At 66.1% G+C, this 19,923-nt stretch carries 23 protein-coding genes and 1 pseudogene; 9 read left to right on the top strand and 15 right to left on the bottom strand.

The window, feature by feature from the left end; genetic code table 11:
- Together QZS21_RS03550 and rsmI are read left to right on the top strand one after the other, a co-directional pair.
- Positions 1–181, top strand: a pseudogene (locus tag QZS21_RS03550) (hypothetical protein); the annotation flags it as partial.
- Positions 178–1,008, top strand: a complete 831-nt coding sequence (gene rsmI, locus QZS21_RS03545) for a 16S rRNA (cytidine(1402)-2'-O)-methyltransferase (RefSeq protein WP_295580362.1) — start codon at positions 178–180, stop codon at positions 1,006–1,008. The pseudogene QZS21_RS03550 and the gene rsmI, both read left to right, overlap by 4 nt.
- A gap of 78 nt (positions 1,009–1,086) precedes the next feature.
- Here the strand turns inward: rsmI and QZS21_RS03540 are convergent, their stop codons facing one another.
- On the bottom strand, positions 1,087–1,329 hold the full coding sequence (locus tag QZS21_RS03540; RefSeq protein ID WP_295580360.1) for an AbrB/MazE/SpoVT family DNA-binding domain-containing protein: 243 nt from the start codon (positions 1,327–1,329) through the stop codon (positions 1,087–1,089).
- A 145-nt stretch (positions 1,330–1,474) separates the two neighbouring features.
- Between QZS21_RS03540 and QZS21_RS03535 the strand changes: the two genes are divergently transcribed.
- Complete coding sequence (locus tag QZS21_RS03535) at positions 1,475–2,059, top strand: spore maturation protein A (protein WP_295580358.1); 585 nt, start codon at positions 1,475–1,477, stop codon at positions 2,057–2,059.
- Positions 2,056–2,577: a spore maturation protein gene (locus tag QZS21_RS03530; RefSeq protein WP_295580356.1), complete on the top strand. Its 522-nt coding sequence runs from the start codon at positions 2,056–2,058 to the stop codon at positions 2,575–2,577. Before QZS21_RS03535 ends, QZS21_RS03530 begins: the two co-directional genes overlap by 4 nt.
- 311 nt (positions 2,578–2,888) lie before the next feature.
- Here QZS21_RS03530 and QZS21_RS03525 read toward each other — a convergent pair whose 3' ends face one another.
- The 4 genes from QZS21_RS03525 to QZS21_RS03510 all read right to left on the bottom strand — a co-directional run bounded on the left by QZS21_RS03525 (position 2,889) and on the right by QZS21_RS03510 (position 6,238).
- Positions 2,889–3,782, bottom strand: coding sequence for a GerMN domain-containing protein (locus QZS21_RS03525; RefSeq protein ID WP_295580354.1), 894 nt, complete (start codon positions 3,780–3,782; stop codon positions 2,889–2,891).
- Positions 3,779–5,125 (bottom strand): cell wall metabolism sensor histidine kinase WalK, encoded by a 1,347-nt coding sequence (locus QZS21_RS03520; RefSeq protein WP_295580352.1) that lies wholly within the window; start codon positions 5,123–5,125, stop codon positions 3,779–3,781. The genes QZS21_RS03525 and QZS21_RS03520 overlap by 4 nt, the downstream gene beginning before the upstream one ends.
- Positions 5,126–5,189: 64 nt before the next feature.
- Positions 5,190–5,867 carry a response regulator transcription factor gene (locus QZS21_RS03515; protein ID WP_295580350.1) on the bottom strand — a complete coding sequence of 226 codons (678 nt, stop codon included), beginning with the start codon at positions 5,865–5,867 and terminating at the stop codon, positions 5,190–5,192.
- Positions 5,864–6,238, bottom strand: a complete 375-nt coding sequence (locus tag QZS21_RS03510) for a helix-hairpin-helix domain-containing protein (protein ID WP_295580348.1) — start codon at positions 6,236–6,238, stop codon at positions 5,864–5,866. Before QZS21_RS03510 ends, QZS21_RS03515 begins: the two co-directional genes overlap by 4 nt.
- Before the next feature lie 108 nt (positions 6,239–6,346).
- Between QZS21_RS03510 and QZS21_RS03505 the strand changes: the two genes are divergently transcribed.
- The gene (locus QZS21_RS03505) at positions 6,347–7,711 is read left to right on the top strand and encodes a D-alanyl-D-alanine carboxypeptidase family protein (RefSeq protein WP_295580346.1); all 1,365 of its coding nucleotides are present in this window, start codon (positions 6,347–6,349) and stop codon (positions 7,709–7,711) included.
- 46 nt (positions 7,712–7,757) lie between these two features.
- Here the strand turns inward: QZS21_RS03505 and QZS21_RS03500 are convergent, their stop codons facing one another.
- The 5 genes from QZS21_RS03500 to QZS21_RS03480 all read right to left on the bottom strand — a co-directional run bounded on the left by QZS21_RS03500 (position 7,758) and on the right by QZS21_RS03480 (position 11,314).
- Positions 7,758–8,270 (bottom strand): nitroreductase family protein, encoded by a 513-nt coding sequence (locus tag QZS21_RS03500; RefSeq protein ID WP_295580344.1) that lies wholly within the window; start codon positions 8,268–8,270, stop codon positions 7,758–7,760.
- Between the two features lie 69 nt (positions 8,271–8,339).
- Entirely contained in the window at positions 8,340–8,879 is a 540-nt protein-coding gene (locus QZS21_RS03495) for a hypothetical protein (protein ID WP_295580342.1), read from the bottom strand.
- Positions 8,880–8,890: 11 nt separating this feature from the next.
- The gene (locus tag QZS21_RS03490) at positions 8,891–9,331 is read right to left on the bottom strand and encodes a cell wall hydrolase (RefSeq protein ID WP_295580340.1); all 441 of its coding nucleotides are present in this window, start codon (positions 9,329–9,331) and stop codon (positions 8,891–8,893) included.
- 415 nt (positions 9,332–9,746) lie between these two features.
- Positions 9,747–10,877: a glycosyltransferase gene (locus QZS21_RS03485; protein WP_295580338.1), complete on the bottom strand. Its 1,131-nt coding sequence runs from the start codon at positions 10,875–10,877 to the stop codon at positions 9,747–9,749.
- 182 nt (positions 10,878–11,059) lie between these two features.
- Entirely contained in the window at positions 11,060–11,314 is a 255-nt protein-coding gene (locus QZS21_RS03480; protein ID WP_295580336.1) for a TIGR03905 family TSCPD domain-containing protein, read from the bottom strand.
- A gap of 178 nt (positions 11,315–11,492) precedes the next feature.
- On the opposite strand from QZS21_RS03480, the gene QZS21_RS03475 reads away from it, so the two are divergent.
- Positions 11,493–11,819: a PadR family transcriptional regulator gene (locus tag QZS21_RS03475; RefSeq protein ID WP_295580333.1), complete on the top strand. Its 327-nt coding sequence runs from the start codon at positions 11,493–11,495 to the stop codon at positions 11,817–11,819.
- The gene (locus QZS21_RS03470; RefSeq protein ID WP_295580331.1) at positions 11,816–13,207 is read left to right on the top strand and encodes a DUF2812 domain-containing protein; all 1,392 of its coding nucleotides are present in this window, start codon (positions 11,816–11,818) and stop codon (positions 13,205–13,207) included. The genes QZS21_RS03475 and QZS21_RS03470 overlap by 4 nt, the downstream gene beginning before the upstream one ends.
- A 31-nt stretch (positions 13,208–13,238) precedes the next feature.
- Here the strand turns inward: QZS21_RS03470 and spo0A are convergent, their stop codons facing one another.
- Positions 13,239–14,006 (bottom strand): sporulation transcription factor Spo0A, encoded by a 768-nt coding sequence (gene spo0A, locus QZS21_RS03465; RefSeq protein WP_295580329.1) that lies wholly within the window; start codon positions 14,004–14,006, stop codon positions 13,239–13,241.
- Positions 14,007–14,254: 248 nt separating this feature from the next.
- On the opposite strand from spo0A, the gene QZS21_RS03460 reads away from it, so the two are divergent.
- Positions 14,255–14,815: an NUDIX hydrolase gene (locus tag QZS21_RS03460; RefSeq protein ID WP_295580327.1), complete on the top strand. Its 561-nt coding sequence runs from the start codon at positions 14,255–14,257 to the stop codon at positions 14,813–14,815.
- Between the two features lie 66 nt (positions 14,816–14,881).
- Positions 14,882–15,307 (top strand): helix-turn-helix domain-containing protein, encoded by a 426-nt coding sequence (locus QZS21_RS03455; protein WP_295580325.1) that lies wholly within the window; start codon positions 14,882–14,884, stop codon positions 15,305–15,307.
- 44 nt (positions 15,308–15,351) lie between these two features.
- Here the strand turns inward: QZS21_RS03455 and spoIVB are convergent, their stop codons facing one another.
- The 4 genes from spoIVB to murA all read right to left on the bottom strand — a co-directional run bounded on the left by spoIVB (position 15,352) and on the right by murA (position 19,909).
- Positions 15,352–16,365 (bottom strand): SpoIVB peptidase, encoded by a 1,014-nt coding sequence (spoIVB, locus tag QZS21_RS03450; RefSeq protein WP_295580323.1) that lies wholly within the window; start codon positions 16,363–16,365, stop codon positions 15,352–15,354.
- Between the two features lie 193 nt (positions 16,366–16,558).
- Positions 16,559–17,680: a cell division protein FtsZ gene (gene ftsZ / locus QZS21_RS03445; RefSeq protein ID WP_295580321.1), complete on the bottom strand. Its 1,122-nt coding sequence runs from the start codon at positions 17,678–17,680 to the stop codon at positions 16,559–16,561.
- 176 nt (positions 17,681–17,856) lie between these two features.
- Positions 17,857–18,633, bottom strand: coding sequence for a cell division protein FtsQ/DivIB (locus QZS21_RS03440; RefSeq protein ID WP_295580319.1), 777 nt, complete (start codon positions 18,631–18,633; stop codon positions 17,857–17,859).
- Between the two features lie 13 nt (positions 18,634–18,646).
- Positions 18,647–19,909, bottom strand: coding sequence for a UDP-N-acetylglucosamine 1-carboxyvinyltransferase (gene murA / locus QZS21_RS03435; RefSeq protein ID WP_295580317.1), 1,263 nt, complete (start codon positions 19,907–19,909; stop codon positions 18,647–18,649).
- Between the last annotated feature and the right edge of the window lie 14 nt (positions 19,910–19,923).

Genomic DNA, 19,923 nt, shown 5'->3' with positions numbered 1-19,923 from the left:
GCGTCTCCGCCTGGTCTGCCCCACCGCCGCCTCCGCCCCCTCCCTGGTGCTGGCGGAGGGCCGCCGGGGCGGCCGGCCGGGCCTGCGGGTAGAGCCGCCCCTGATCCTGCGCCAGCCCGGCGGCGCCCCCACGGCGGAGGTGGACGCCATCTATTTCAGACAACAGGAGGCAACGCCATGAGCGGCACGCTGTATCTCGTCGCCACCCCCATCGGCAATCTGGGGGACTTCTCCCCCCGGGCGGTGGAGATGCTGGAGGCCGTGGACTTCATCGCGGCGGAGGACACCCGGGTGTCCGTCAAGCTCTTGAACCACTTCTCCATCAAAAAGCCCCTGGTGAGCTACCACGCCCACAGCCACGCCTCCGCCGGACAGACAATTTTGCGCCGGCTGCTGGCGGGGGAGTCCTGCGCCCTGGTGACCGACGCCGGCACCCCCGCCGTCTCGGACCCGGGGGAGGAGCTGGTGCGTCTGTGCGCGGAGGAGGGCGTGGAGGTGCTCTCCATCCCCGGGTGCTGCGCGGCGGTGAACGCCCTGGCGGTCAGCGGCCTGCCCACGGGCCGCTTCACCTTCGAGGGGTTCCTCACCGTCAACAAAAAGAGCCGCCGGGAGCGCCTGGAGGCCCTGAAAACCGAGGAGCGCACTATGATCTTCCACGAGGCACCCCACAAGCTCCGCTCCACCCTGGCGGACCTCTCCGAGGCCTTCGGGCCGGAGCGGCGGATCGCCCTGTGCCGGGAGCTGACCAAGCTCCACGAGGAGACCCGCCGCTGCACCCTGGGGGAGGCGGTGGCCTACTACGGGGAGACCGCCCCCAAGGGGGAGTTCGTGCTGGTGGTGGCCGGCGCGGAGCCGCCCCAGGCGGCCGCCGTCCCGCTGGAGGAGGCCGTGGCCCAGGTGCTGGCCCTTCAGGAGCAGGGCGTCCGGCTGAAGGACGCCGCCAGGGAGGTGGCGGCGCACACGGGCTGGTCCAAAAACGAGCTGTACACCGCCGCCCTGGACCGCTGAGCGCCGAAAAGGATACAAAACAGCCCCTGTGGTACTGTCCACAGGGGCTTCCTTCCGCGTTTGCGGCGATTTAACGATTTACAGTGTTTTCAGTTCCTTCAAGCACTTGGGGCAGACGTTCTTGCCTTTAAAAACGGTGATATCCTTGCTGCTGTCACAAAAAATACAGCTGGGCTTGTATTTTTTCAGAATGACGGACGACCCCTCCACATAGATTTCCAATGCGTCCTTCTCCGCGATGTCCAGCGTGCGGCGCATCTCAATGGGGAGCACGATCCGACCCAGTTCATCCACTTTCCGCACAATACCTGTCGATTTCACAGTGTCTCTCCTTCTCTCATCAAAATCATTCTCTTTTTCTATGATTTCGACAATATCACACACTGCCACGAAATGTCAATTGGCAACGATGGAAGTTAAAACTAAATTAACAAATCATGCGACAATTGTGCAAGGAGATGATGTCATGGCGATGGCCTGGGTATGGACGGGGATGGTGGTGCTGTCCCTGGGGTTCGGCCTTGCCACCGGAAATCTGGACGCCGTGGCGGAGGCCGCGCTGTCCGGCGCGGATTCCGCCATTCAATTGAGCCTCTCCATGGCGGGGGTGCTGTGCCTCTGGAGCGGGGTCATGGAGATCATGAACGCCTGCGGCCTCTCCGGCGGGCTGGCCAGGGCCTTCCGGCCCATTCTGCGGCGGCTGCTGCCCCAGGCCTGCAAGGACCCGGAGACGTTGGCGGCGGTCTCCGCCAACGTCTCCGCCAACCTGCTGGGGCTGGGCAACGCCGCCACGCCCCTGGGCATCCGGGCGGCCCGGCGGATGGCCAAGGATTGCAGCGGCGTGGCCAGCGACGAGCTGTGCCTTCTGGTGGTGCTGAACACCGCCTCCATCCAGCTTCTGCCCGCCACCATCGCCTCCGTCCGCTCCGCCGCCGGGTGCCGGACGCCCTTTGACATCCTGCCGGCGGTGTGGCTGTCCTCGGTGCTGTCGGTGACCGTGGGGCTGAGCGTCGCCTGGCTGCTCTCCCGCCTGGAAAGGAGACGCAAGTGAATCTCAGCTCCCTGGTGATCCCCGTCCTCCTGGCCGCCGTGGCGGCGTACGGCATGGGCCGCCGGGTGGACGTGTACGGCGCCCTCACCCACGGGGCGGAGGAGGGGCTGACGGTGCTGCTGCGCATCGTCCCGGCCCTGGTGGGACTGCTCACCGCCGTATCCATGTTCCGGGCCTCCGGCGCCATGGAGTGGCTGTCGGCCCTGTGCGCCCCGGTGCTGGACGCGCTGGGGGTGCCGCCGGAGACCACGCCGCTGATGCTGATCCGCCCGGTGTCCGGCAGCGGCGCCCTGGCGGTGGGCACCGACCTGATGACCACCTACGGCCCCGACAGCTACACCGGCCGGGTGGCGGCGGTGATGCTGGGCAGCACGGAGACCACCTTCTACACCATCGCCGTCTACTTCGGCTCCGCCGGCATCTACCGGACCCGCCACGCCGTTCCGGCGGCGCTGGCGGCGGATTTGACGGGCTTTGTGGCTTCCGCCTTCGCGGTGCGGCTGCTGTTCGGCATGTAGCCCCGGGGGAACAGGACCGATGTCCCGCTCTTCCGGCAAACCCGCCGCGCCGCCCTTCGCCGCCGGTGCGGCGAAAGGAAATGGAATCCGCTTCCGCCGCGGCGTGTGCGCGGCAGAGACAGCACCGCGGCCCGCAGGTGTGCGAACAGTGCGCACCTGCGGGCCGAGCCTTCTGGTCAGCGGCGATCTCTCCCGGTCCGGCCGTGCGCGGGCAGTGCGCATGGCCGGACCGAGCCTCCCGGGAAACGTGCCTGCGGCACGCTTCCAACAGCCGCAGCGGGGCGGGACATCTGTCCCGCCCCGCTGTCTGCTTATTCGGAATAGGGGCTGGCGATGTTCACCGGGCCGTAGGTCCTGGCAAACTCCCCGTCCACCAGGAACTGGACCTCCTCCACCGCCTCCAGGGAGCACAGCGACCGCCGCAGGGCGTGGAGGGCGGCGGACAGCCCCGCCGCCTGGGGCAGGTTCTCCAGCTGGGCGGAGGAGAGGTTCACGTAGCAGACGCCCTCCTCCAGCCACACGGACCGCACCCGGAAGCCCTCCGGCAGCACGGGGGACAGGTCCTTGTTCTCCGGCCCCTGCTCCAGCGCCGCGGACACGGCCCCCACCTGGGTGTCGCCCTCGTACAGCTCCAGCATCCGCTTCTCCGCCGCCAGCTCCCCGCTCTCGTTCAGGAAGTACAGCGTGGCGGGCACGGTGCTCACCACGTCCCCCATGGGGGAGAGGAGCACGTCCCGGGCGGTGAACACCTGCTTGTCCCGGTAGGCCAGCGGCCGGCCCCGGACGGTGATCTCCACCGACAAAATCTCCGGCAGTTGGGTCAGCGTCAGGGTGATGGCGTAGTCCGCCAGGGTCAGCCCCACGCCGGACAGCGCCGCGTAGGGGGAGGACAGGTCCACCACCGCCCTCCCCCGCTCCACCTCCAGGGAGAGGAGCTGGGTCCCGGAGGGGATGGGGCTTTTCAGCGTCTCGTCGGACGGCCCGGCCAAGAGGGCCGTCACCAGGGCCTCGGCCAGGGCCCGGGTGTCCCCGGCCTCCCCCGCCGGCAGCGGCTCCGCCCGGAGGACATCCCCCCCGGCGGCCCGGGTCAGGTCCGCCTCCTGGAAATAGAGGTCGTAGGTACGCCCCTCCCGGTCCGCCGCCCCGTAGGCGCAGCCCCCCAGCAGCAGGGCGCACAGCAGCAGCGCCGCGCAAAGCCGTCTCATGCCGTCCCTCCTTCCCGCCAGGGCCAGCGGACCGTGAACAGCGCGCCGCCCTGGGGCAGATTGGCCGCCTCCACGGTGCCGCCCCGCTTGCGCACCGTGTCGCTGACGATGGAGAGGCCCAGCCCGGTGCCGCCGGCGGCCCGGGAGCGGGCCTTGTCCACCCGGTAGAACCGCTCGAAAATCCGGGGCAGATCCGCCTCCGGAATGCCGGCGCCGTCGTCCGCCACGGACAGCACCACCCAATCCGCCTCCCGCCGCAGGGAGACCTGCACCGTTCCGCCGGGGGCGCTGTACTTCACGGCATTGTCCGTCAGGTTGTAGATGACCTGGTGGATCTCGTCCCGGGTGGCCAGCACCGTGCAGCCCTCCGCGGCGTCGTAGGTGAGGTCGATGTCCTTCTCATGGGCCACCAGGCTCATCATCCGCATGGTCTGCTCCAAAACCGGCAGCACGTCCACCGCCGACGCCACGTCCAGCAGCCCGTTGTCCAGACGGGTCAGCCGCAGCAGCGCCTCCGTGATGCGGCTGAGCCGCTCCGCCTCGGCGCCGATGTCCGCCACGAACTCCCGGGTGGTCTCCGGGTCGATGTCCTCCGTCTGCAAAATGGAGTCCGTCAGCAGCCGGATGGCCGCCAGGGGGGTCTTCAGCTCGTGGGAGGCGTCGGAGACGAAGCGGCGGCGGGTGTCCTCCGTGGTCTGGAGCCGGTCCGTCAGGCTGTTGAACTCCTGGCCGATCTGGGCGATCTCGTCCCGCCCCCGGACCTCCGCCCGGTGGCTGTACGCCCCCTCCCGCACCTGGCGGATGGCGGTGAGGAGCTGGCTGATCTTCTTGGTCAGCGCCGCGGACAGCACGCCGCTGAGCACCAGCACCGCCGCCCCGATGACGGCAGACAGCCGCAGCAGATTCCCCTGGAGGCCCTCCAGCAGCAGGGCCTGGGACCGGTCGTACTCATAGGCATACACCGCGCCGATGATCTGGTTGCGGTACATCACAGGGGTGGAGGCATGGCTGCGGAAGGCCCCGTTTTCGTAGGAGCAGGTGAAGGCGTCGTTGCCCAGCAGCGCCTGGACGATCTCCGTGTAGAAGGTGTACTCCCCCACGGCGCCGCCGGTCTCTCGGGTGTCGTACAGCACCAGTCCTGCGCCGTCCGTCACCAAAATGCGGGAGAGGCCCGTCTCCTCCACCACCGCCATGGCCTCCGCCACGTTCTCCTCCGTCAGCCGGTCCAGGCCGGAGAGGGAGTAGACCATCACGGAGACGCTGGACTGGAGGGTGGTCTCCTTGGAGCGGAATACCAAATCCTCCGACACCCGCAGGGGATAGGTGTTCAGCAGCAGCAGCACCGCCGCGATGATGAGGATGTAGCTCAGGCCGAATTTGGCCTTGAGACTGTCGAAAAACCACGTCCTATCCCTTGAAATAGTACCCCACTCCCCACTTGGTCATGATGTGGTCCGGCTCCGCCGGGTTCTTCTCCAGCTTCTCCCGCAGGCGGCGGATGTGGACGTCCACCGTGCGGTAGTCCCCGGCGTAGGTATAGCCCCACACCACATTCATCAAATTCTCCCGGCTGTACACCCGCCGGGGGTTGCGCATCAGCAGCTCGATAAGGTCGTACTCCTTGGCGGTGAGGTCTACGGTCCGCCCCTCCCGGACGGCCACCCGCTCCTCGGTGTTCAACGACAGATCCCCCACCGTCAGCACCGCCCCCCGGACCCGCTGGACCCCGGCGGCCCGGCGCAGCAGCGCCCGGACCCGGGCCTTCAGTTCCAGAATGTTGAAAGGCTTGGTGAGATAGTCGTCCGCGCCGCACTCAAAGCCCATCAGCTTGTCCGCGTCCTCGCTCTTGGCCGTCAGCATGATGATGGGCACGTTGGAGAACTCCCGGATGCGCATGCAGGCCTCCAGTCCGTCCACCTCCGGCATCATCACGTCCAGAATCACCAGGTCGAACGTGCCCTCCCGGGCCAGCTCCACGGCGGCGGCACCGTCGTAGGCGCACTCCACCTGGTAGCCCTCGTTCTCCAGGTTGAATTTCATTCCTTTCACCAGGGTCTTCTCATCGTCCACCACCAGAATTTTCATGCCGTTCCCTCCACCGCGACGCGGTCTTTCAATCCCTCCAAGGTCGCCGGGCCGATGCCGGAGACCTCCATCAGCTCCTCCACGGCGCCAAAGGGGCCGTGGTCCTCCCGGTAGGCCACGATCCGCGCCGCCAGCACCTCCCCGATGCCGGGCAGGACCGTCAGCTCCTCCGCCGTGGCCGTGTTCAGGTCCAGCGGGCCGAGGTCCGCCTGGAGCGCCTCCTGCGGCGCCCACCGCTCCGCCTCCACCGCAGCCGGGCCCGCCAGGGCCTGCCGGTCCCGGAGGAACAGGCCCAACAGCCCGCACAAAAACAGCGCCGTCAAGCCCAGGAGCAGCGCCTCCGTTTTCGTAATCTTTCCCTGCACCTTCACAGTTGAACTCCTGCGTTTTTTTTGTTATACTAAAGATTGTCGAAAACCGGCGAGTCCCGCCGGCGGTTCGTTTCCGGTTTAGTATACCATACTTTATGGGAGATAGAAATGAAAACGAGACGCTTTTTATCGCTTTTTTTGCTGGCCGCGGTGACGCTGGGCCTGTGGACAGCGCCCCGGGCCGCCGCCTTGGAGGACCCCGATATTCTGGCCAAGGCGGCGCTGCTGGTGGACGCGGAGACCGACAGCGTGGTCTACGCCAAAAATGAGCACCAGGAGCTCTACCCCGCCAGCCTCACCAAGATCATGACCGCCCTGCTGACGCTGGAGGCCGTGGACCAGGGCAAACTCTCCATGGACCAGACCCTCACCGCCACCGCCACCGCGCTGGAGGGCCTGTCCGCCGACGGCAGCTCCGCCGGCATCCAGGTGGGGGAGACCATGACGGTGCGCAACCTCCTGTACTGCATGCTGGTGGTATCCGCCAACGAGGCCTGCGACATCCTGGCGGAGGGCATCTCCGGCAGCGTGGAGGCCTTTGTGGCCGCCATGAACGACAAGGCGGCGGCGCTGGGCTGCGAGAACACCCACTTCGTCAACCCCAACGGCCTCCACGACCCCCAGCACTACACCTCCGCCTGGGACATGTACCTCATCACCAAGGCGGCCATGGCCTACGACGACTTCATGGCCATCTGCGACACGGCGGACGTGGTGATTCCCGCCACCAACCTCAGCGGCGAGCGCCACCTCTACACCACCAACAACCTCCTCTCCAACTGGCGGGTCATCGGCTACCGCAACAAGGAGGCCCATGGCATCAAGACCGGCTCCACCAGCGAGGCGGGCCACTGCCTGGTGTCCTCCGCCGCCCGGGGCAGCCTCCACTTCGTCTCCGTCATTCTGGGGGCGGACCGGGTGGAGGAGAACGGCGTGGGCAACATCCGCAGCTTCTCCGAGACCACCCGCATGTTCAACTACGGCTTTGACAACTTCTCCTACCGGACCATTGTGGACGGCAACCAGGTGCTGGAAAAGGAGGTGCCCGTCACCCTCTCCAAGGTGGACCACGTCACCATCCACCCGGCCAATGAGGTGGAGGTACTGCTGCCCAATGACCTGGATCCGGCGGACCTGGAGCAGTCCGTGACGCTGCGGGCGGACCCGGTGGAGGCCCCCATCGCCGAGGGGGACGTGCTGGGCACCCTGACCCTCAGCTACGAGGGCAAGGTCTACGCCACGGTGGACCTGCTGGCCATGCACGGCGTGGAGGCCTCCAAGCTGCTGACCTTCTGGCGGGACGTGCAGCTGTTCTTCGCCCGGCCCGGCGTCCGGACGGGAGCCATTGTGCTGGCGGTACTGCTGGCGGCGCTGCTGGTGTGGCGGCTGCTCTTCGGCCGGCGGAGATACCGGTACGGCCGCAGCGTGGGCCGGGGCCGGAGCGGCAGCTATCGGGGCCGCGGAAAGCGCTGAAAGAAAGAAAACGAGGCCGCCCGGCGGGCGGCCTCGTTTTTTGCGCTCACAGGTAGCGGACCATGTCCTCCACCGGCATCCGGGTGGTGTGGAGGCGGGAGGGGTGCGCCCCCTCCGCCGGATAGCCCAGCGGAATCAGGGCGATGGGCGTCAGCCCCGCCATCTCCGGAAAGGCCTCCAGCAGCGCCTCCGGGCGGAACATCCCCACGTAGGTGGTGCCCAGGCCCAGGTCCGCCGCCTGGAGCATCATCTGGGCGGCGGCGATGGCGGCGTCGATCTCGCCGTGGTTTTTGCCGTCTCCCTCCCGCTTCCAGGCGGTCTGGGGATCGTAGGCCACCGCCAGAATCACCGGCGGGCTGAAATGGGAGTCCATACAGGCGTCGGCCTTCTCCAGGGCCTCCCGGCTCTGGAGCACAAAAATGCGCTGGGGCTGGTTGTTATGGGCGGTGGGGGCGTTGTGGCCCGCCGCCGCCACGGCGGCCAGCTTCTCCGGCTCCACCGGCCGGCTGCTGAACTTGCGGAGGGAATACCGCTCCGCCGAAAGGGCTGCAAAATCCATGGCACGCGCTCCTTTTGTAGCAAGATACCTGCATTTTAGCACACCCCTCTCCCCGCCGCAATCCCCAGTTCACCGCATGGTCGGCTGGATGGCCGCCGGGGTCTGCTCCATCCCCCGGTTCTGGAGGAGCTGGTCGCACAGGGCCCGGCGCTGGACGTCGTAAAACTCAATGAATTTCAGGGAGTAGTAGTCGCTGACGATATAGCGGTCCCGGCTCTCCTGGTAGATGGTGAGGTAATCGTTTCCCACGTCGTAGAGGATGCCCTCCCAGGACACCAGGTTCTGCGTCCCCACCAGGAAGGACGCCACGATATACGTCCCCACGTTCCGGGTGAGCATGGCCTTCAGGGACCCCATCCGGGCCTCCGCCAGGGAGACGGGGGACTCGATCACGTCGGCGGGCAGGCCGTTTTGCATCTCCAGCCGGGGCGTCCCCGCCGCGCCCTCGCTGATGGCCACCGGGTCGTTGTAGGCCACCACATTGGCTCCGCTGGGCACCGGGGCGCCGCGGACCACCTCCCGGGACCAATCCGTCTGGCCCGCCGGGGGACCGCCCGCCGCCGTGCGCATCGGGGCGGCGGACCCATACTGATTTTGAAACTGCAGCATAATGACACCTCTCAAGTTTTATAGTATGCATCGGTAGGATTATAGAAACAGTGGTCGCCGATACGGGTCTGCCAGTATCCCACGTCCGACGGAAAGCGGGACCGGCATTTGGGGCCAAAGGGATTGTAAAACCACAGGGATTCCGCCACGTCCGGCAGCCGGTTTCCCGCAATGGCCCAGTCGGCTATGTCGTAGTGAATCTGTTCGGGCCGCATATTGTAAATATTCTGGGGGTTATAGGCGCCGCCCTCCGTCTCGCTGGCACAGACGAACTGATACGGCTGAAAGATGATATTGCGGATGCTGCCCTGGCCCACCCGGGCATACTCCCCGCCCCTGGCGTGGACCCGGTTCATCACCACGCCCGCCACCGCTTTCATGCCGTTTTCCCCCTCGCCTCCCGCCTCACACTGGATCAGACGCGCCAGCAGCTCCCGGTCGGAATAAGCCATCCTTCATGCCTCCTTCGTCGCTGACCCATCCTATGCAGAGCGCCCGCCGCCGGTGATACCGGCGGCGGGCGGGGTGGGGACGCAGACGAGTCCGCCTGTGTGGGGGAGCTTCGGCCCGCCGCGCCCCAGACGCCCAGTGGGAGTCAACGATCCAGGCTGGACGGGTCTCCCTCGGCACGCACACCGCCGCAGACGCCCCAAGCGCCCTTTTCCTCGCCTCCCGGCACACACTCCGGGAGGCACTCTCGGCAAAACGCCTGCCGCTGGAAAAGCCCCAGGCACTCTCGGCAAAACGCCTGCCGCTGGAAAAGCCCCAGGCGCTCTCGGCGAAATGCCCGTCGCCGGAAAACCCCGCGCACCCCCGAAAAAACACCCGCCGCCGGTACCACCGGCGGCGGGTGTTTTTTCAAGAAAGTTATCCCCTCTGCTCCGCGATGGCCTGGCGGAACATCTCCTCCGTCTGGCGGATGGACTCGTCCAGGGCGTACTGCTTGGCGTGCGCGGCGTAGCGCAGCTCCATCTCCCGCCGCTCCTCCGGGTGCTCGATCCACCAGTCGATCCGCTCGGCCAGGGCGCTGGCGTCCCCGGCGGGGAAGAGGCTCCGCTCGTCCAGGGCGAACTGGGGCGTGGCGGAGCGGGGGGAGTTGGCGATGACGGGCACCAGGCCGCAGGCAAAGGCCTCCATGCAGCTCATGGCCTCGATCTCCGCGTCGGAGGTGTGGACGTACAGATCCGCCATGTGGAGAATGTCCAGCAGGCGGGCGGGGTCGTAAAAGTCCATGACGATGGGATTGGGCAGCTGCTCGGCCAGCTGGCGGTACTTCTTCTCCAGCGGGCCCTTCCCCGCCAGAATCACCTGGATGTCCTCGGCATGGCGGCTCTTGGCGCAGGCCGCGATCAGCACGTCCTGGCGCTTCTCCCCGGCGTAGCGGCCCACCATCAGCACGTTGAACATATCCGCCATCCAGTCCTCCTTGGGCCGCTTGCCGTAGACGTACTGGGGGCTGATGCCGTTGGAGATCACGTGGAGCTGGGCGGTGTACCCGTGCAGGCGGAGCTGCTCGGCGATCATGTTGCTGGGGCAGTGGATGTGGGTGAAGCGGTTGAAGAAGGTATCCCGGAAGCGGTTGTACACAAAGTCATTCACCCGCTTGCTGTTGCCCATGTGGAGGGTGAAGGTGATGTTCTCCGGCTGGCAGTGAAAGGCCGCCGTGTGGGGGATGCCCAGCTTCTCCACGTGCCGCAGGCCCATCACCGCCAGGGGGGAGGGCATCAGGAAATGCACCACGTCCGCCCAGGCCGCCGCCTTTTCAAACACATGCCGGTTGGGGATGGCCAGGCGCATCCCCTGGCTGGTAATCAAGTGTTCCACCACCGGGAAAAACCGCATCTGCCGCACCGCGTACTTATAGTCGGCGGGCTTGCCGGTGGCGATGACCCGCACCTCGTTGCCGTGCTCCCTCAGGGCGGCGGCAAAGCGCCGGGCGCTGATGGTGGTGCCGTTATTGGCGTCGTCAAACTGGTCGATGACCAATACGATTTTCATGTATATGACCGCTCTTTCCTCGGTTTTCTGCCGGTGGGTCCGGCAATTCTTTAGTTTACCATCATTCCCCTAGTTTGTCCACCGAAAAACGTTTGTCCCCCCGCCGCTCCATCTCCATTTCCTGGAAAACCCGGTGGCCGCAGAGAAAAGGGGCCGTGCCGGGGCACGGTCCCTCCTCCGCATCATCTCTCTGCCAGAATCCGCTCCAGCCCCTGGGCCAGTTGGTCGGGGCAGGAGGTGGGCTTGAAGCCGCAGCGGATACCCTTCAGACGCTGGACGGCCTCCCGGGCGGGCATGTCCCGCACCAGGGCGGAGATGCCCTGCAAATTGCCGCTGCATCCCCCCAGAACCTGCAAGTCCCGGATGATGCCCTCCTCGTCCAGCTCCACCCGCATCTCCTGGGAGCAGACGCCCCGGGGCCGAAAGGAATATGTCATCGCAATTCTCCTCTTTCCTGATTGTAACTTGGTCCAGAATACCACGGCGGGGCCCAGGACGCAAGCCCCTGGCCCCAAAAAGTTTAGCGATATTCGATATTTTTCTTGACATACACGATATTCGATATTATACTGAGACTGACAACAGCGATATTCGATATTGGAGAGGAGGTCCCTCATGGCCCGGGAAAAATTTCAGACCCTGACGGAGCAGATGTTCTACATTCTCCTGTGCCTGCGGCGGGAGCAGTGCGGCGCCGACATCATGGCCCGGGTGGGCGCCCTCACCGGCGGCCGGGTGAGCGTGGGGCCAGGCACCCTATACAATCTGCTGGAGAGCTTTCTCCAGGCGGGGATGATTGCGGAGACCAAGGTGGAGGGGCGGAAGCGGAGCTACCTCATCACCCCGGCGGGCCAGGCCGCCCTGGACGAGGAATACCACCGCCTGCTGGCCCTGGCGGCGGACTATGAGGCCTGTATGGCAGAGAAGGAGGACCCCCAATGAGAGAGACGAAACGGGAATATAAGTTCTTTTCCTTTTACGACTTCGCCGGCATTCAGGCCCATCTGGAGGCCATGGCGGCCCGGGGCTGGATGCTGGAGGCCGTGGGTACCTGGTTCTGGCGCTACCGGCGGGAGACGCCCCGGCAGGTCCGCTTCGCCGTCACCTACTTCCCCCAGGCCTCGGAGTTCGACCCCCGGCCCCTGGAGGGCCAGCAGGTACTGGCGGACTACTGCGCGGAGGCCGGGTGGGAGCCGGTGGCCCAGTCCGCCCAGATGCAGATCTTCCGCAACGAGGCGGCGGACCCCGTCCCCATGGAGACCGACGCGGCGGTGCAGGTGGAGAACATCCACCGGGCCATGCGGAAGAACTACCTCCCCAGCCACCTCCTGCTGATGGTCCTGGCCCTGTTCCAGCTGGGCATGATGGCCTGGCGGCTCCGGACCGACGCCGTCACCGTTCTCACGGATCCCACCACCTTCTTCACCCTGCCCTGCTGGCTGGTGGTGCTGGCGGTGTGCGTCACGGAGTCCGGCACCTACCTCCGCTGGTACCGCCGGGCCAGGGAGGCGGCTGCGGCGGAGGGCCGCCTGGTGCCGCCCCGGAGCCACCGGGGCCTCCAGACCTTCACCCTGCTGTGCCTGGGGCTGGGCATGGCGGTGTGGCTGCTCTCTCTGGGCTCCCGGCGGCAGACTGTCATCGCCTTTTGCAGCATCGCCATGATGGCGGCGCTGATCGCCCTCGTCAACCTCCTCAAGGCCCTGCTCAAGCGGCGGGGCGTCTCCGCCGGCGTCAACCGCACCGTCACCCTGGGCGCCTGCTTTGTGCTCTCCTTCGCTCTGATGGGCGGGATGGTCTTCTTCCTCCTCCAAATGACCCGGTCCGGCCTCCTGGACGACCATCCCCCGGCGGAGACCTATGTCTACCACAACATGGAGTGGGAGGTCTACCACGACCCCATCCCCCTCACTGTCCAGGACCTGACGGACACGGACTATACTGCTTGGTCCACCGTGGCCGGGATGGACCGATCCTTCTTCATGAGCCGCCGGACCTTCTCCCAGGACCCCCGGATGGACGCCGTGGGGGTGCCGCACCTCCGCTACGAGATCGTGGAGAGCGCCTTCACCCCCCTGCTGGACCTGGCCCTGCGGGACTACCTGGCGGAGGGGGAGCGGTACAGCAACGAGGAACTGGGCCTGTTTTACGGCTGGGTGCCGGAGGCGGCGGAGGCCTGGCAGGCGGAGCAGGTCTACCGCTTCCGGCGGGGGGAGGACATGGCGGACACCTGGCTGGTCCGCTGGCCGGGCCGCGTCGTGGAGATCCGCCTCGGCTGGACCCCCACCCCCGGCCAGATCGCCGCGGCGGCGGAGGTTTTGAAAACGGCGTGAAAAAAGGGAGAGGCGGCGCCTCTCCCTTTTTTCACATCGTCATGCCCCGGCCGTCCCGCAGCTCCAGCACCAGCCGGTCCGCGATCATGGCGATGAACTCGGAGTTGGTGGGCTTGCCCTTGGCGTTGGAGACGGTGTAGCCGAAGTACTTCTGCAGCGTCTCCAAATCCCCCCGGTCCCAGGCCACCTCGATGGCGTGGCGGATGGCCCGCTCCACCCGGCTGGGCGTGGTGGCAAACCGCTTGGCCACCTCCGGATACAGCACCTTGGTCACCGCGTTGATCACGTCCATGTCATTCACGGCGATCATGATGGCCTCCCGCAGGTACTGATAGCCTTTGATGTGGGCGGGGACGCCGATCTCATGGATCACCGACGTCACCAGATTTTTCAGCGCCGCCGCCCGCTCCTCCGGCGCGGCGGGCTCTCCGAAGGCCATCTGCATCCGGTCCAGCAGGGCGTCCACCGTACAGGGCTTCGGCAGAAAATAGCTGGCGCCCAGCTCCCGGGCCTCCACCAGCACCTGGTCCGTGCAGAAAACGGACAGCACAATCACCTTCGGCTGCTGTCCGCCCTGGGTTTTCAGCTGCCGCAGCACCCCCATGCCGTCCAGACCCGGCAGAGCGACATCCATCACCAGCAGCTCCGGCTTCAACTGATGCACCAGCTGCAGCGCCTCAGCCCCATCTCCCGTGGCGCCCACCACGGCGAACTCCTCCGACTTTTCGATGGCCTCCCGCAGCATGACGCGGAATCCCTCATTGGCATCTGCCAACAACACCGTTCTTCTGTTGTCCATACTTACCCTGTCCTTTTCCCAGAAATTTCGATTTGCGACGGTTTTGCAAAACTTTGCATTGCGTTTTCTATAAACTAGCATAAAATTACACTTTTTTCAAGGTCATTTTCCCAAATTATTCCATAAATCATTCGACAGCTTTTTCGTGACACCAGAAGGCCCCGTCCCCCAACGCTTTGCGCCGTTTCTTCCCTTTTCGCGGGCGGTGTGGTATGATGGGAAAAAGCTGTATAAAAGGAGCGCGTGCCATGGATCTTTTTGCGGAATTGAGTGCCTATTCCCCCTGGAACGAGCAGGAGGCCCGGGACCGGGACACCCTGTTGGAGCTGCTGCGGGGCGGCAAGGACCTCTACACCCGGGACAGTGCTGCCGCCCACTGGACGGCCTCCGCCTGGGTGGTGAGTCCGGACCGGACCCAGGTGCTGCTGGCCTATCACAACCTCTACCGCTCCTGGGCCTGGCTGGGAGGCCACGCCGACGGGGAGCGGGAGTTGCTGGCGGTGGCATTGCGGGAGGTCCGGGAGGAGAGCGGCCTGGAGGCGGTCCGCCCGGTGTCCCGGGACATCTACTCCCTGGAGATTCTGACCGTGGACGGTCACGAGAAGCGGGGAGCCTATGTCTCCTCCCATCTCCACTTAAATGTAACCTATCTGCTGGAGGCGGACCCGGCGGCCCCCATCCGCTGCAAACCCGACGAAAACAGCCGGGTGGGCTGGTTCCCTCTGGAGGACGCCGTCCGCGCCTCGTCGGAGCCCTGGTTCCGGGAGCGGATTTATCGAAAGCTCAATGCAAAGCTGGCGGGGATGTAAGTCTGCGTTGCTTGCCGCAACGGGGCGTTCCGGGGTACCATGGAGGCGGTAAAGGAGGGACGAACCATGTTTTCCAACAATCTCAAAACTCTTCGCAAGGCCCGGGGCCTCTCTCAAGAGGAGCTGGCCACCCGGCTCCACGTGGTGCGCCAGACCATCTCCAAGTGGGAAAAGGGCCTCTCGGTCCCCGACGCGGCGCTGCTGGTCCGCCTGGCGGAGCTTCTGGAGACGCCAGTGAGCACCCTGCTGGGGGCGGAGCTTCCCCCCGGCGGCGAACTGGACCCGGTGGCGGAGCAGCTCTCCCGGATCAACGAACAGCTGGCGGTGAAAAACCGCCGGGCCCGGCGGGTGTGGCAGGTGGTGGCCGGAGTGGTGGCCGGCCTGGTGGCCCTCCAATTGCTGCTGCTTCTGCTCAGCGCCGTGGCCTTCACCCGTTACCGGGAGCCGGGAAGTACCACCGTGGTCTCCGGAGAGCGCCAGGTAGAAGAATGACCCCAGCTCCGCCCCGGCGGGCCAATGGCCCGCCGGGGCATTTCCTATTTCGCCGCGTTCAGCATATTTTCGATGAAAATTCCATATCCTTTGGTTGGATCGTTCAAGAGCACATGGGTCACGGCGCCCACCAGCTTTCCGTTTTGCAGAATCGGGCTGCCGCTCATGCCCTGGACAATGCCGCCGGTGGCGGCGATCAGCTCCGGGTCCGTGACGGAGAGGACCATGTTCCGGCTGTCGGCAGCGCCGGGCACCACCTTCAAAATTTCGATGTCATAGGAGCGGACCTCGTCCCCCTCCACGTTGGACAAAATGGTGGCCGGGCCCGGCCGGACCTCCCCGGCGGACGCCGCGGGCAGGGCCTGGGAGGTCTGCCACACCGCGGGGCTCTCCTCCACCGTGCCGAAAATACCGCTTTCCGTGTTGGCGCTAAGGTCTCCCAAATCCTGGGTCAGGTCAAAATCGCCCCGCAGCTCTCCCGCGTCTCCCGCCGCGCCCTTCTTCACCGCTTTCACCGTGGAGGGCAGGATGGAGCCGGAGGAGAAGGGCATCAGCAGCGCCGTGTCCACATCCGTGATGCCGTGGCCCAGGGCGCCGAAGTCCCCGGTGTCGGGGTCGTAATAGGTCACGGTGCCGATACCCGCCATGCTGTCCCGAATCCAGGCGCCGATGGAGTAGCCGCCCTGCTCATTGGGCTCCGGCGAGACGGACAGGGTCATGTTCTGGCTGCCGCGGCGCACCTGGAGGTCCGTGGGCTCCTCTCCTGTTTTTTGCAATAGAGACTGAAACTGCTCTGTGGAGCGGACGGTGACGCCGCCGCATTTGACAATGACATCGCCGGTCTGAAGGCCGCATTCCTTCGCCGGCGTGCCGCCGTCGGACAGCTTCACCACCAAAACCCCCCGGGAAAACAGCTTGATGCCCACCGTATGACCCACGGGAACCAGCATCCGGCCTGTGCCGCTCACCTCGGCGGCAAACGACCTGGGTCCGGCGCACAGGAGGAACGCCAGAGCCAGCGCCGCGCCGCACCGCAGCAGCCGCTTCGCGTTTTGCAAGGGTCCATACAATCCAATCACCCCTTTCAAAAAATCAGCCGGCACATACCGGCGCTCTTATCATCTGCCGAAGGGGCGAAAGCAGACGAAGCAAAAAGCGGCAGCATCTCCATGGCAGGGTGTTCCAGCTCCGGGGTTTGGGACGGTGCGAAAACCCCCGCAGGCAAAAACCTGCGGGGGTTTCCAAATTTTTTCAATCGTCCCTGCGGTTGAAGATTTTGAAAATGTCATCGAAGGGGTCGTCCTCCTCGGGCTTGGGCACGTCCTCCTCCTTCAGCGGCTCCGGCGCGGGCGCCGTGGGGACGGGCTGCTCCGCCTGGGCGGACTGGGCTGCGGCCATCTTGGGCAGCTGGCCCGGCTCCTTGTCAAAGCCGGTGGCGATGACGGTGACCCGGATCTCATCGTCCAGCGTCTCGTCGAAGGTGGCGCCGAAGATGGTGAGGGCGTCGGGGTGGACGGCGGCCTGGACCAGGGACGCGGCCTGCTCCACCTCCTCCAGCCCGATGTCCATGGAGCCGGTGACGTTGATGAGCACGCCCTTGGCCCCCTCGATGGAGGTCTCCAGCAGGGGGCTGGAGATGGCCATTCTGGCGGCCTCCTCGGCCTTGCCCTTGCCGGCGGCCCGGCCCACGCCCATGTGGGCCATGCCGGCGTTTTTCATGATGGCGGTGACGTCGGCAAAGTCCAGGTTGATGAAGCCGGTGTCCCGGATCAGGTCGGAGATGGACTGCACCGCCTGGCGCAGCACATCGTCGGCGATCTCGAAGGCGTTGGCGAAGGTGATCTTCTGGTCGGTGGCGTGCTTGAGCCGCTCGTTGGGGATAATCACCAGGGAGTCCACCTTGTCCTCCAACTCGGCGATGCCGGACTCCGCCTGCTGCATCCGGCGGCGGCCCTCAAACCCAAAGGGCTTGGTCACCACGGCCACAGTGAGAATGTCCATCTCCTTGGCGATCTCCGCCACGATGGGGGCGCCGCCGGTGCCGGTGCCGCCGCCCATGCCGGCGGTGATGAACACCATGTCGGTGTCCTCCAGGGCCTTGGCAATCTGGTTGCGGCTCTCCTCGGCGGACTTGCGGCCCACCTCGGGATCGGAACCGGCGCCCTGCCCGTGGGTCAGCTTTTCGCCGATCTGAATCTTGTAAGTGGCGCTGGAGACGTTCAGCGCCTGCTTGTCGGTGTTGACCGCCACGAAATCCACGCCCTTGGTGCCGGAGCGGACCATGCGGTTGACCACATTGTTTCCGCCGCCGCCCACACCGATGACCTTAATATTGACAACGGTATCGGGACCGGTTTCCAATCCAAATGCCATAGTGGTGCCTCCTGCTATCATTTGTGTAAAAGGGCGTCGCCGCCCTTCATAAGACCCAATATCCTGTATCTCACAGTATTTCACTCATTGTATGACACTTTCCCGCTCCGGTCAAGTGCCCCTCCGGGTTTTCGCCGCCTTTTTGCGAAAAAAATGAAAAGCTCTCGGTTTTCGCCTCACCTTCCCCGGGGAATGAAGTGGACCTCCCCGTTGTCGCTGCGCATGTCAAAGGTTCCGGTCATGTTGTCCTGGATGGCGCCGCTGTCCAGGCTCTGGCGCAGCATCCGCAGCTTCCGGGGATAGTCCGCGTCATAGGGCAGCCGGACGGTGAACCGCCCGCCGTAGTCCATGGTGAGGGTGGACACGTCCGCCAGGTGGATGGCGTCCACCTGCTCCAGCTCCCCCGCCTCCTCCAGCGCCGCCAGCAGCGCCAGCAGGCTCCGCTGCTGGCCGGCGTACTCCGAGGCCAGGGCGATCCGGGTCCCCACGGAGGGGGCCAGCAGGAGGCAGCCGTCGATGACGCCGTACTCCGACGCGGCGGCAGCCGTCCTCTGCTCCACAATCTTCCCGGAGGCGCTCACCAGCCAGGCGCTGTCCCCCTGGAACACCGCCATGGGGGTGCCGCACTCCTTCACGTCGATCAGCAGGGTGTCCGGCAGCTTGCGCCGAATCCAGACATCCTCGATGTTGATATAGGGCAGGGCGGTGGCGATGCTGTCCGCCATGCCGTACTTATTCAGCAAAAACAGGTTGTCGCCCAGCTCCACGCCGGTGGCCGCCCAGATCTCCTCCTGGGTGTAGCGCTGCTGTCCGGTGATCACCACCGTGTCCACCCGGAAAAACAGCGTCAGCGCCGCCACGATGGCCCCGCAGATCACCAGCACGGACAGGAGCTTATAGAGAAAGCCGAAGCTTCCCCTTCTCCGCCGGTTGGAATTTCTGCGTCTGGGCATACCTTGTCATCTCCTACTCTGTTTCTTCCGTCCGGAGGATCTCCGCCCCCAGGGCCCGCAGGTCCCCTGCGATGTCCTGGTAGCCCCGGTCGATGTGGCCGATCTCCGTCACCCGGGTCTCCCCCTCCGCCGCTAGGGCCGCCACGCACAGCGCCGCCCCGCCCCGGAGGTCGGTGCTCCGCACCGCCGCGCCCCGCAGCGTCTCCACCCCGGTGACCACCGCCACCCGGCCGGACACCCGGATCTCCGCCCCCATGCGGGTCAACTCATCCACGTGGCGGTAGCGGTTTTCAAAAATGTTCTCCTCAAACACGGTGGCGCCCCGGCTGCGCAGCAGCGCCGCCATCAAAACCGCCTGGGCGTCGGTGGGAAAGCCGGGGTAGGGCGCCGTCCGCACCGGGCGCACCGCCCGCAGCCGCTCCCGGCAGCGGCAGGCGATGCCCGCCTCGTCGGAGCGGATGGCGCAGCCCGCCTCCCGCAGCACGGCGGTGACGGTGGAGAGGTGAGCCTCCCGGGCCCCCCGCAAAAACACCTCGCCCCCGGCGGAGGCCGCCGCGCAGAGGTAAGTAGCCGCCGCGATGCGGTCCGGCATGACCGTGTAGGCGCAGCCGTGTAGCGGCCGCCCGCCCGTCACCGTCACCGTCGAGCCGCCGGCGCCGGAGACCTCCGCCCCGCAGGCGCGCAAAAACGCCTGGAGGTCCACAATCTCCGGCTCCCGGGCCGCGTTGGCGATCACGGTGGTGCCCTCCGCCCCGCAGGCGGCCAGCATCAAATTCTCCGTGGCCCCCACGGAGGGCAGGCTCAGCACGATCTCCCGCCCCTCCAGGCGGGGCGCCCGGCAGTGGAGGATGCCGCCGGCGTCGCCGATCTCCGCCCCCAGCTCCCGCAGTCCCGCCAAATGGAGGTCGATGGGCCGGGGGCCCAACTCGCACCCGCCGGGATAGCTCAGCTCCGCCTGGCCGCACCGGGCCAGGATGGCCCCCAGGAAAATGGCGGAGGACCGCATCTCCCGCATCAGTATATCAGAGATGGCGCAGCCGTTCAAGCCGGCGGTGTCCACCACCAGGCTGTCCCCCTCCCAGCGGGCACCGCAGCCCAGGGCCTCCAGAATCCGCACCGAGGCCTCCACGTCCCGCAGGCGGGGGCAGCCCCGCAGCTCCACCTGGCTGCCGGTCAGAATGGTGGCCGCCAGGATGGGAAGCACGCTGTTCTTCGCTCCCTGGATGGCCACCTCTCCCTCCAGGCACTTTCCGCCGCTGATCAAAAGCTGACTCATATTGTTCCCCTCCG

Origin of the sequence: uncultured Oscillibacter sp. (genome assembly GCF_900544955.1) — a bacterium.
GTDB lineage: Bacteria > Bacillota > Clostridia > Oscillospirales > Oscillospiraceae > Oscillibacter.
The sequence above is the reverse complement of the archived record's forward strand: the minus strand, read 5'-3'. Positions and strand labels throughout refer to the sequence as shown.

What these genes read in the sequence shown, in the direction of transcription:
- QZS21_RS03470 (WP_295580331.1), top strand. Translation starts at nt 11,816, where the DNA reads ATGAGAGAGACGAAACGGGAATATAAGTTCTTTTCCTTTTACGACTTC.
- QZS21_RS03505 (WP_295580346.1), top strand. Translation starts at nt 6,347, where the DNA reads ATGAAAACGAGACGCTTTTTATCGCTTTTTTTGCTGGCCGCGGTGACG.
- QZS21_RS03480 (WP_295580336.1), bottom strand. Translation starts at nt 11,314, where the DNA reads ATGACATATTCCTTTCGGCCCCGGGGCGTCTGCTCCCAGGAGATGCGG.
- QZS21_RS03490 (WP_295580340.1), bottom strand. Translation starts at nt 9,331, where the DNA reads ATGGCTTATTCCGACCGGGAGCTGCTGGCGCGTCTGATCCAGTGTGAG.
- QZS21_RS03485 (WP_295580338.1), bottom strand. Translation starts at nt 10,877, where the DNA reads ATGAAAATCGTATTGGTCATCGACCAGTTTGACGACGCCAATAACGGC.
- QZS21_RS03440 (WP_295580319.1), bottom strand. Translation starts at nt 18,633, where the DNA reads ATGCCCAGACGCAGAAATTCCAACCGGCGGAGAAGGGGAAGCTTCGGC.
- QZS21_RS03460 (WP_295580327.1), top strand. Translation starts at nt 14,255, where the DNA reads ATGGATCTTTTTGCGGAATTGAGTGCCTATTCCCCCTGGAACGAGCAG.
- QZS21_RS03525 (WP_295580354.1), bottom strand. Translation starts at nt 3,782, where the DNA reads ATGAGACGGCTTTGCGCGGCGCTGCTGCTGTGCGCCCTGCTGCTGGGG.
- rsmI (WP_295580362.1), top strand. Translation starts at nt 178, where the DNA reads ATGAGCGGCACGCTGTATCTCGTCGCCACCCCCATCGGCAATCTGGGG.
- spo0A (WP_295580329.1), bottom strand. Translation starts at nt 14,006, where the DNA reads ATGGACAACAGAAGAACGGTGTTGTTGGCAGATGCCAATGAGGGATTC.
- QZS21_RS03475 (WP_295580333.1), top strand. Translation starts at nt 11,493, where the DNA reads ATGGCCCGGGAAAAATTTCAGACCCTGACGGAGCAGATGTTCTACATT.
- ftsZ (WP_295580321.1), bottom strand. Translation starts at nt 17,680, where the DNA reads ATGGCATTTGGATTGGAAACCGGTCCCGATACCGTTGTCAATATTAAG.
- QZS21_RS03535 (WP_295580358.1), top strand. Translation starts at nt 1,475, where the DNA reads ATGGCGATGGCCTGGGTATGGACGGGGATGGTGGTGCTGTCCCTGGGG.
- QZS21_RS03455 (WP_295580325.1), top strand. Translation starts at nt 14,882, where the DNA reads ATGTTTTCCAACAATCTCAAAACTCTTCGCAAGGCCCGGGGCCTCTCT.
- QZS21_RS03515 (WP_295580350.1), bottom strand. Translation starts at nt 5,867, where the DNA reads ATGAAAATTCTGGTGGTGGACGATGAGAAGACCCTGGTGAAAGGAATG.
- QZS21_RS03500 (WP_295580344.1), bottom strand. Translation starts at nt 8,270, where the DNA reads ATGGATTTTGCAGCCCTTTCGGCGGAGCGGTATTCCCTCCGCAAGTTC.
- murA (WP_295580317.1), bottom strand. Translation starts at nt 19,909, where the DNA reads ATGAGTCAGCTTTTGATCAGCGGCGGAAAGTGCCTGGAGGGAGAGGTG.
- QZS21_RS03495 (WP_295580342.1), bottom strand. Translation starts at nt 8,879, where the DNA reads ATGCTGCAGTTTCAAAATCAGTATGGGTCCGCCGCCCCGATGCGCACG.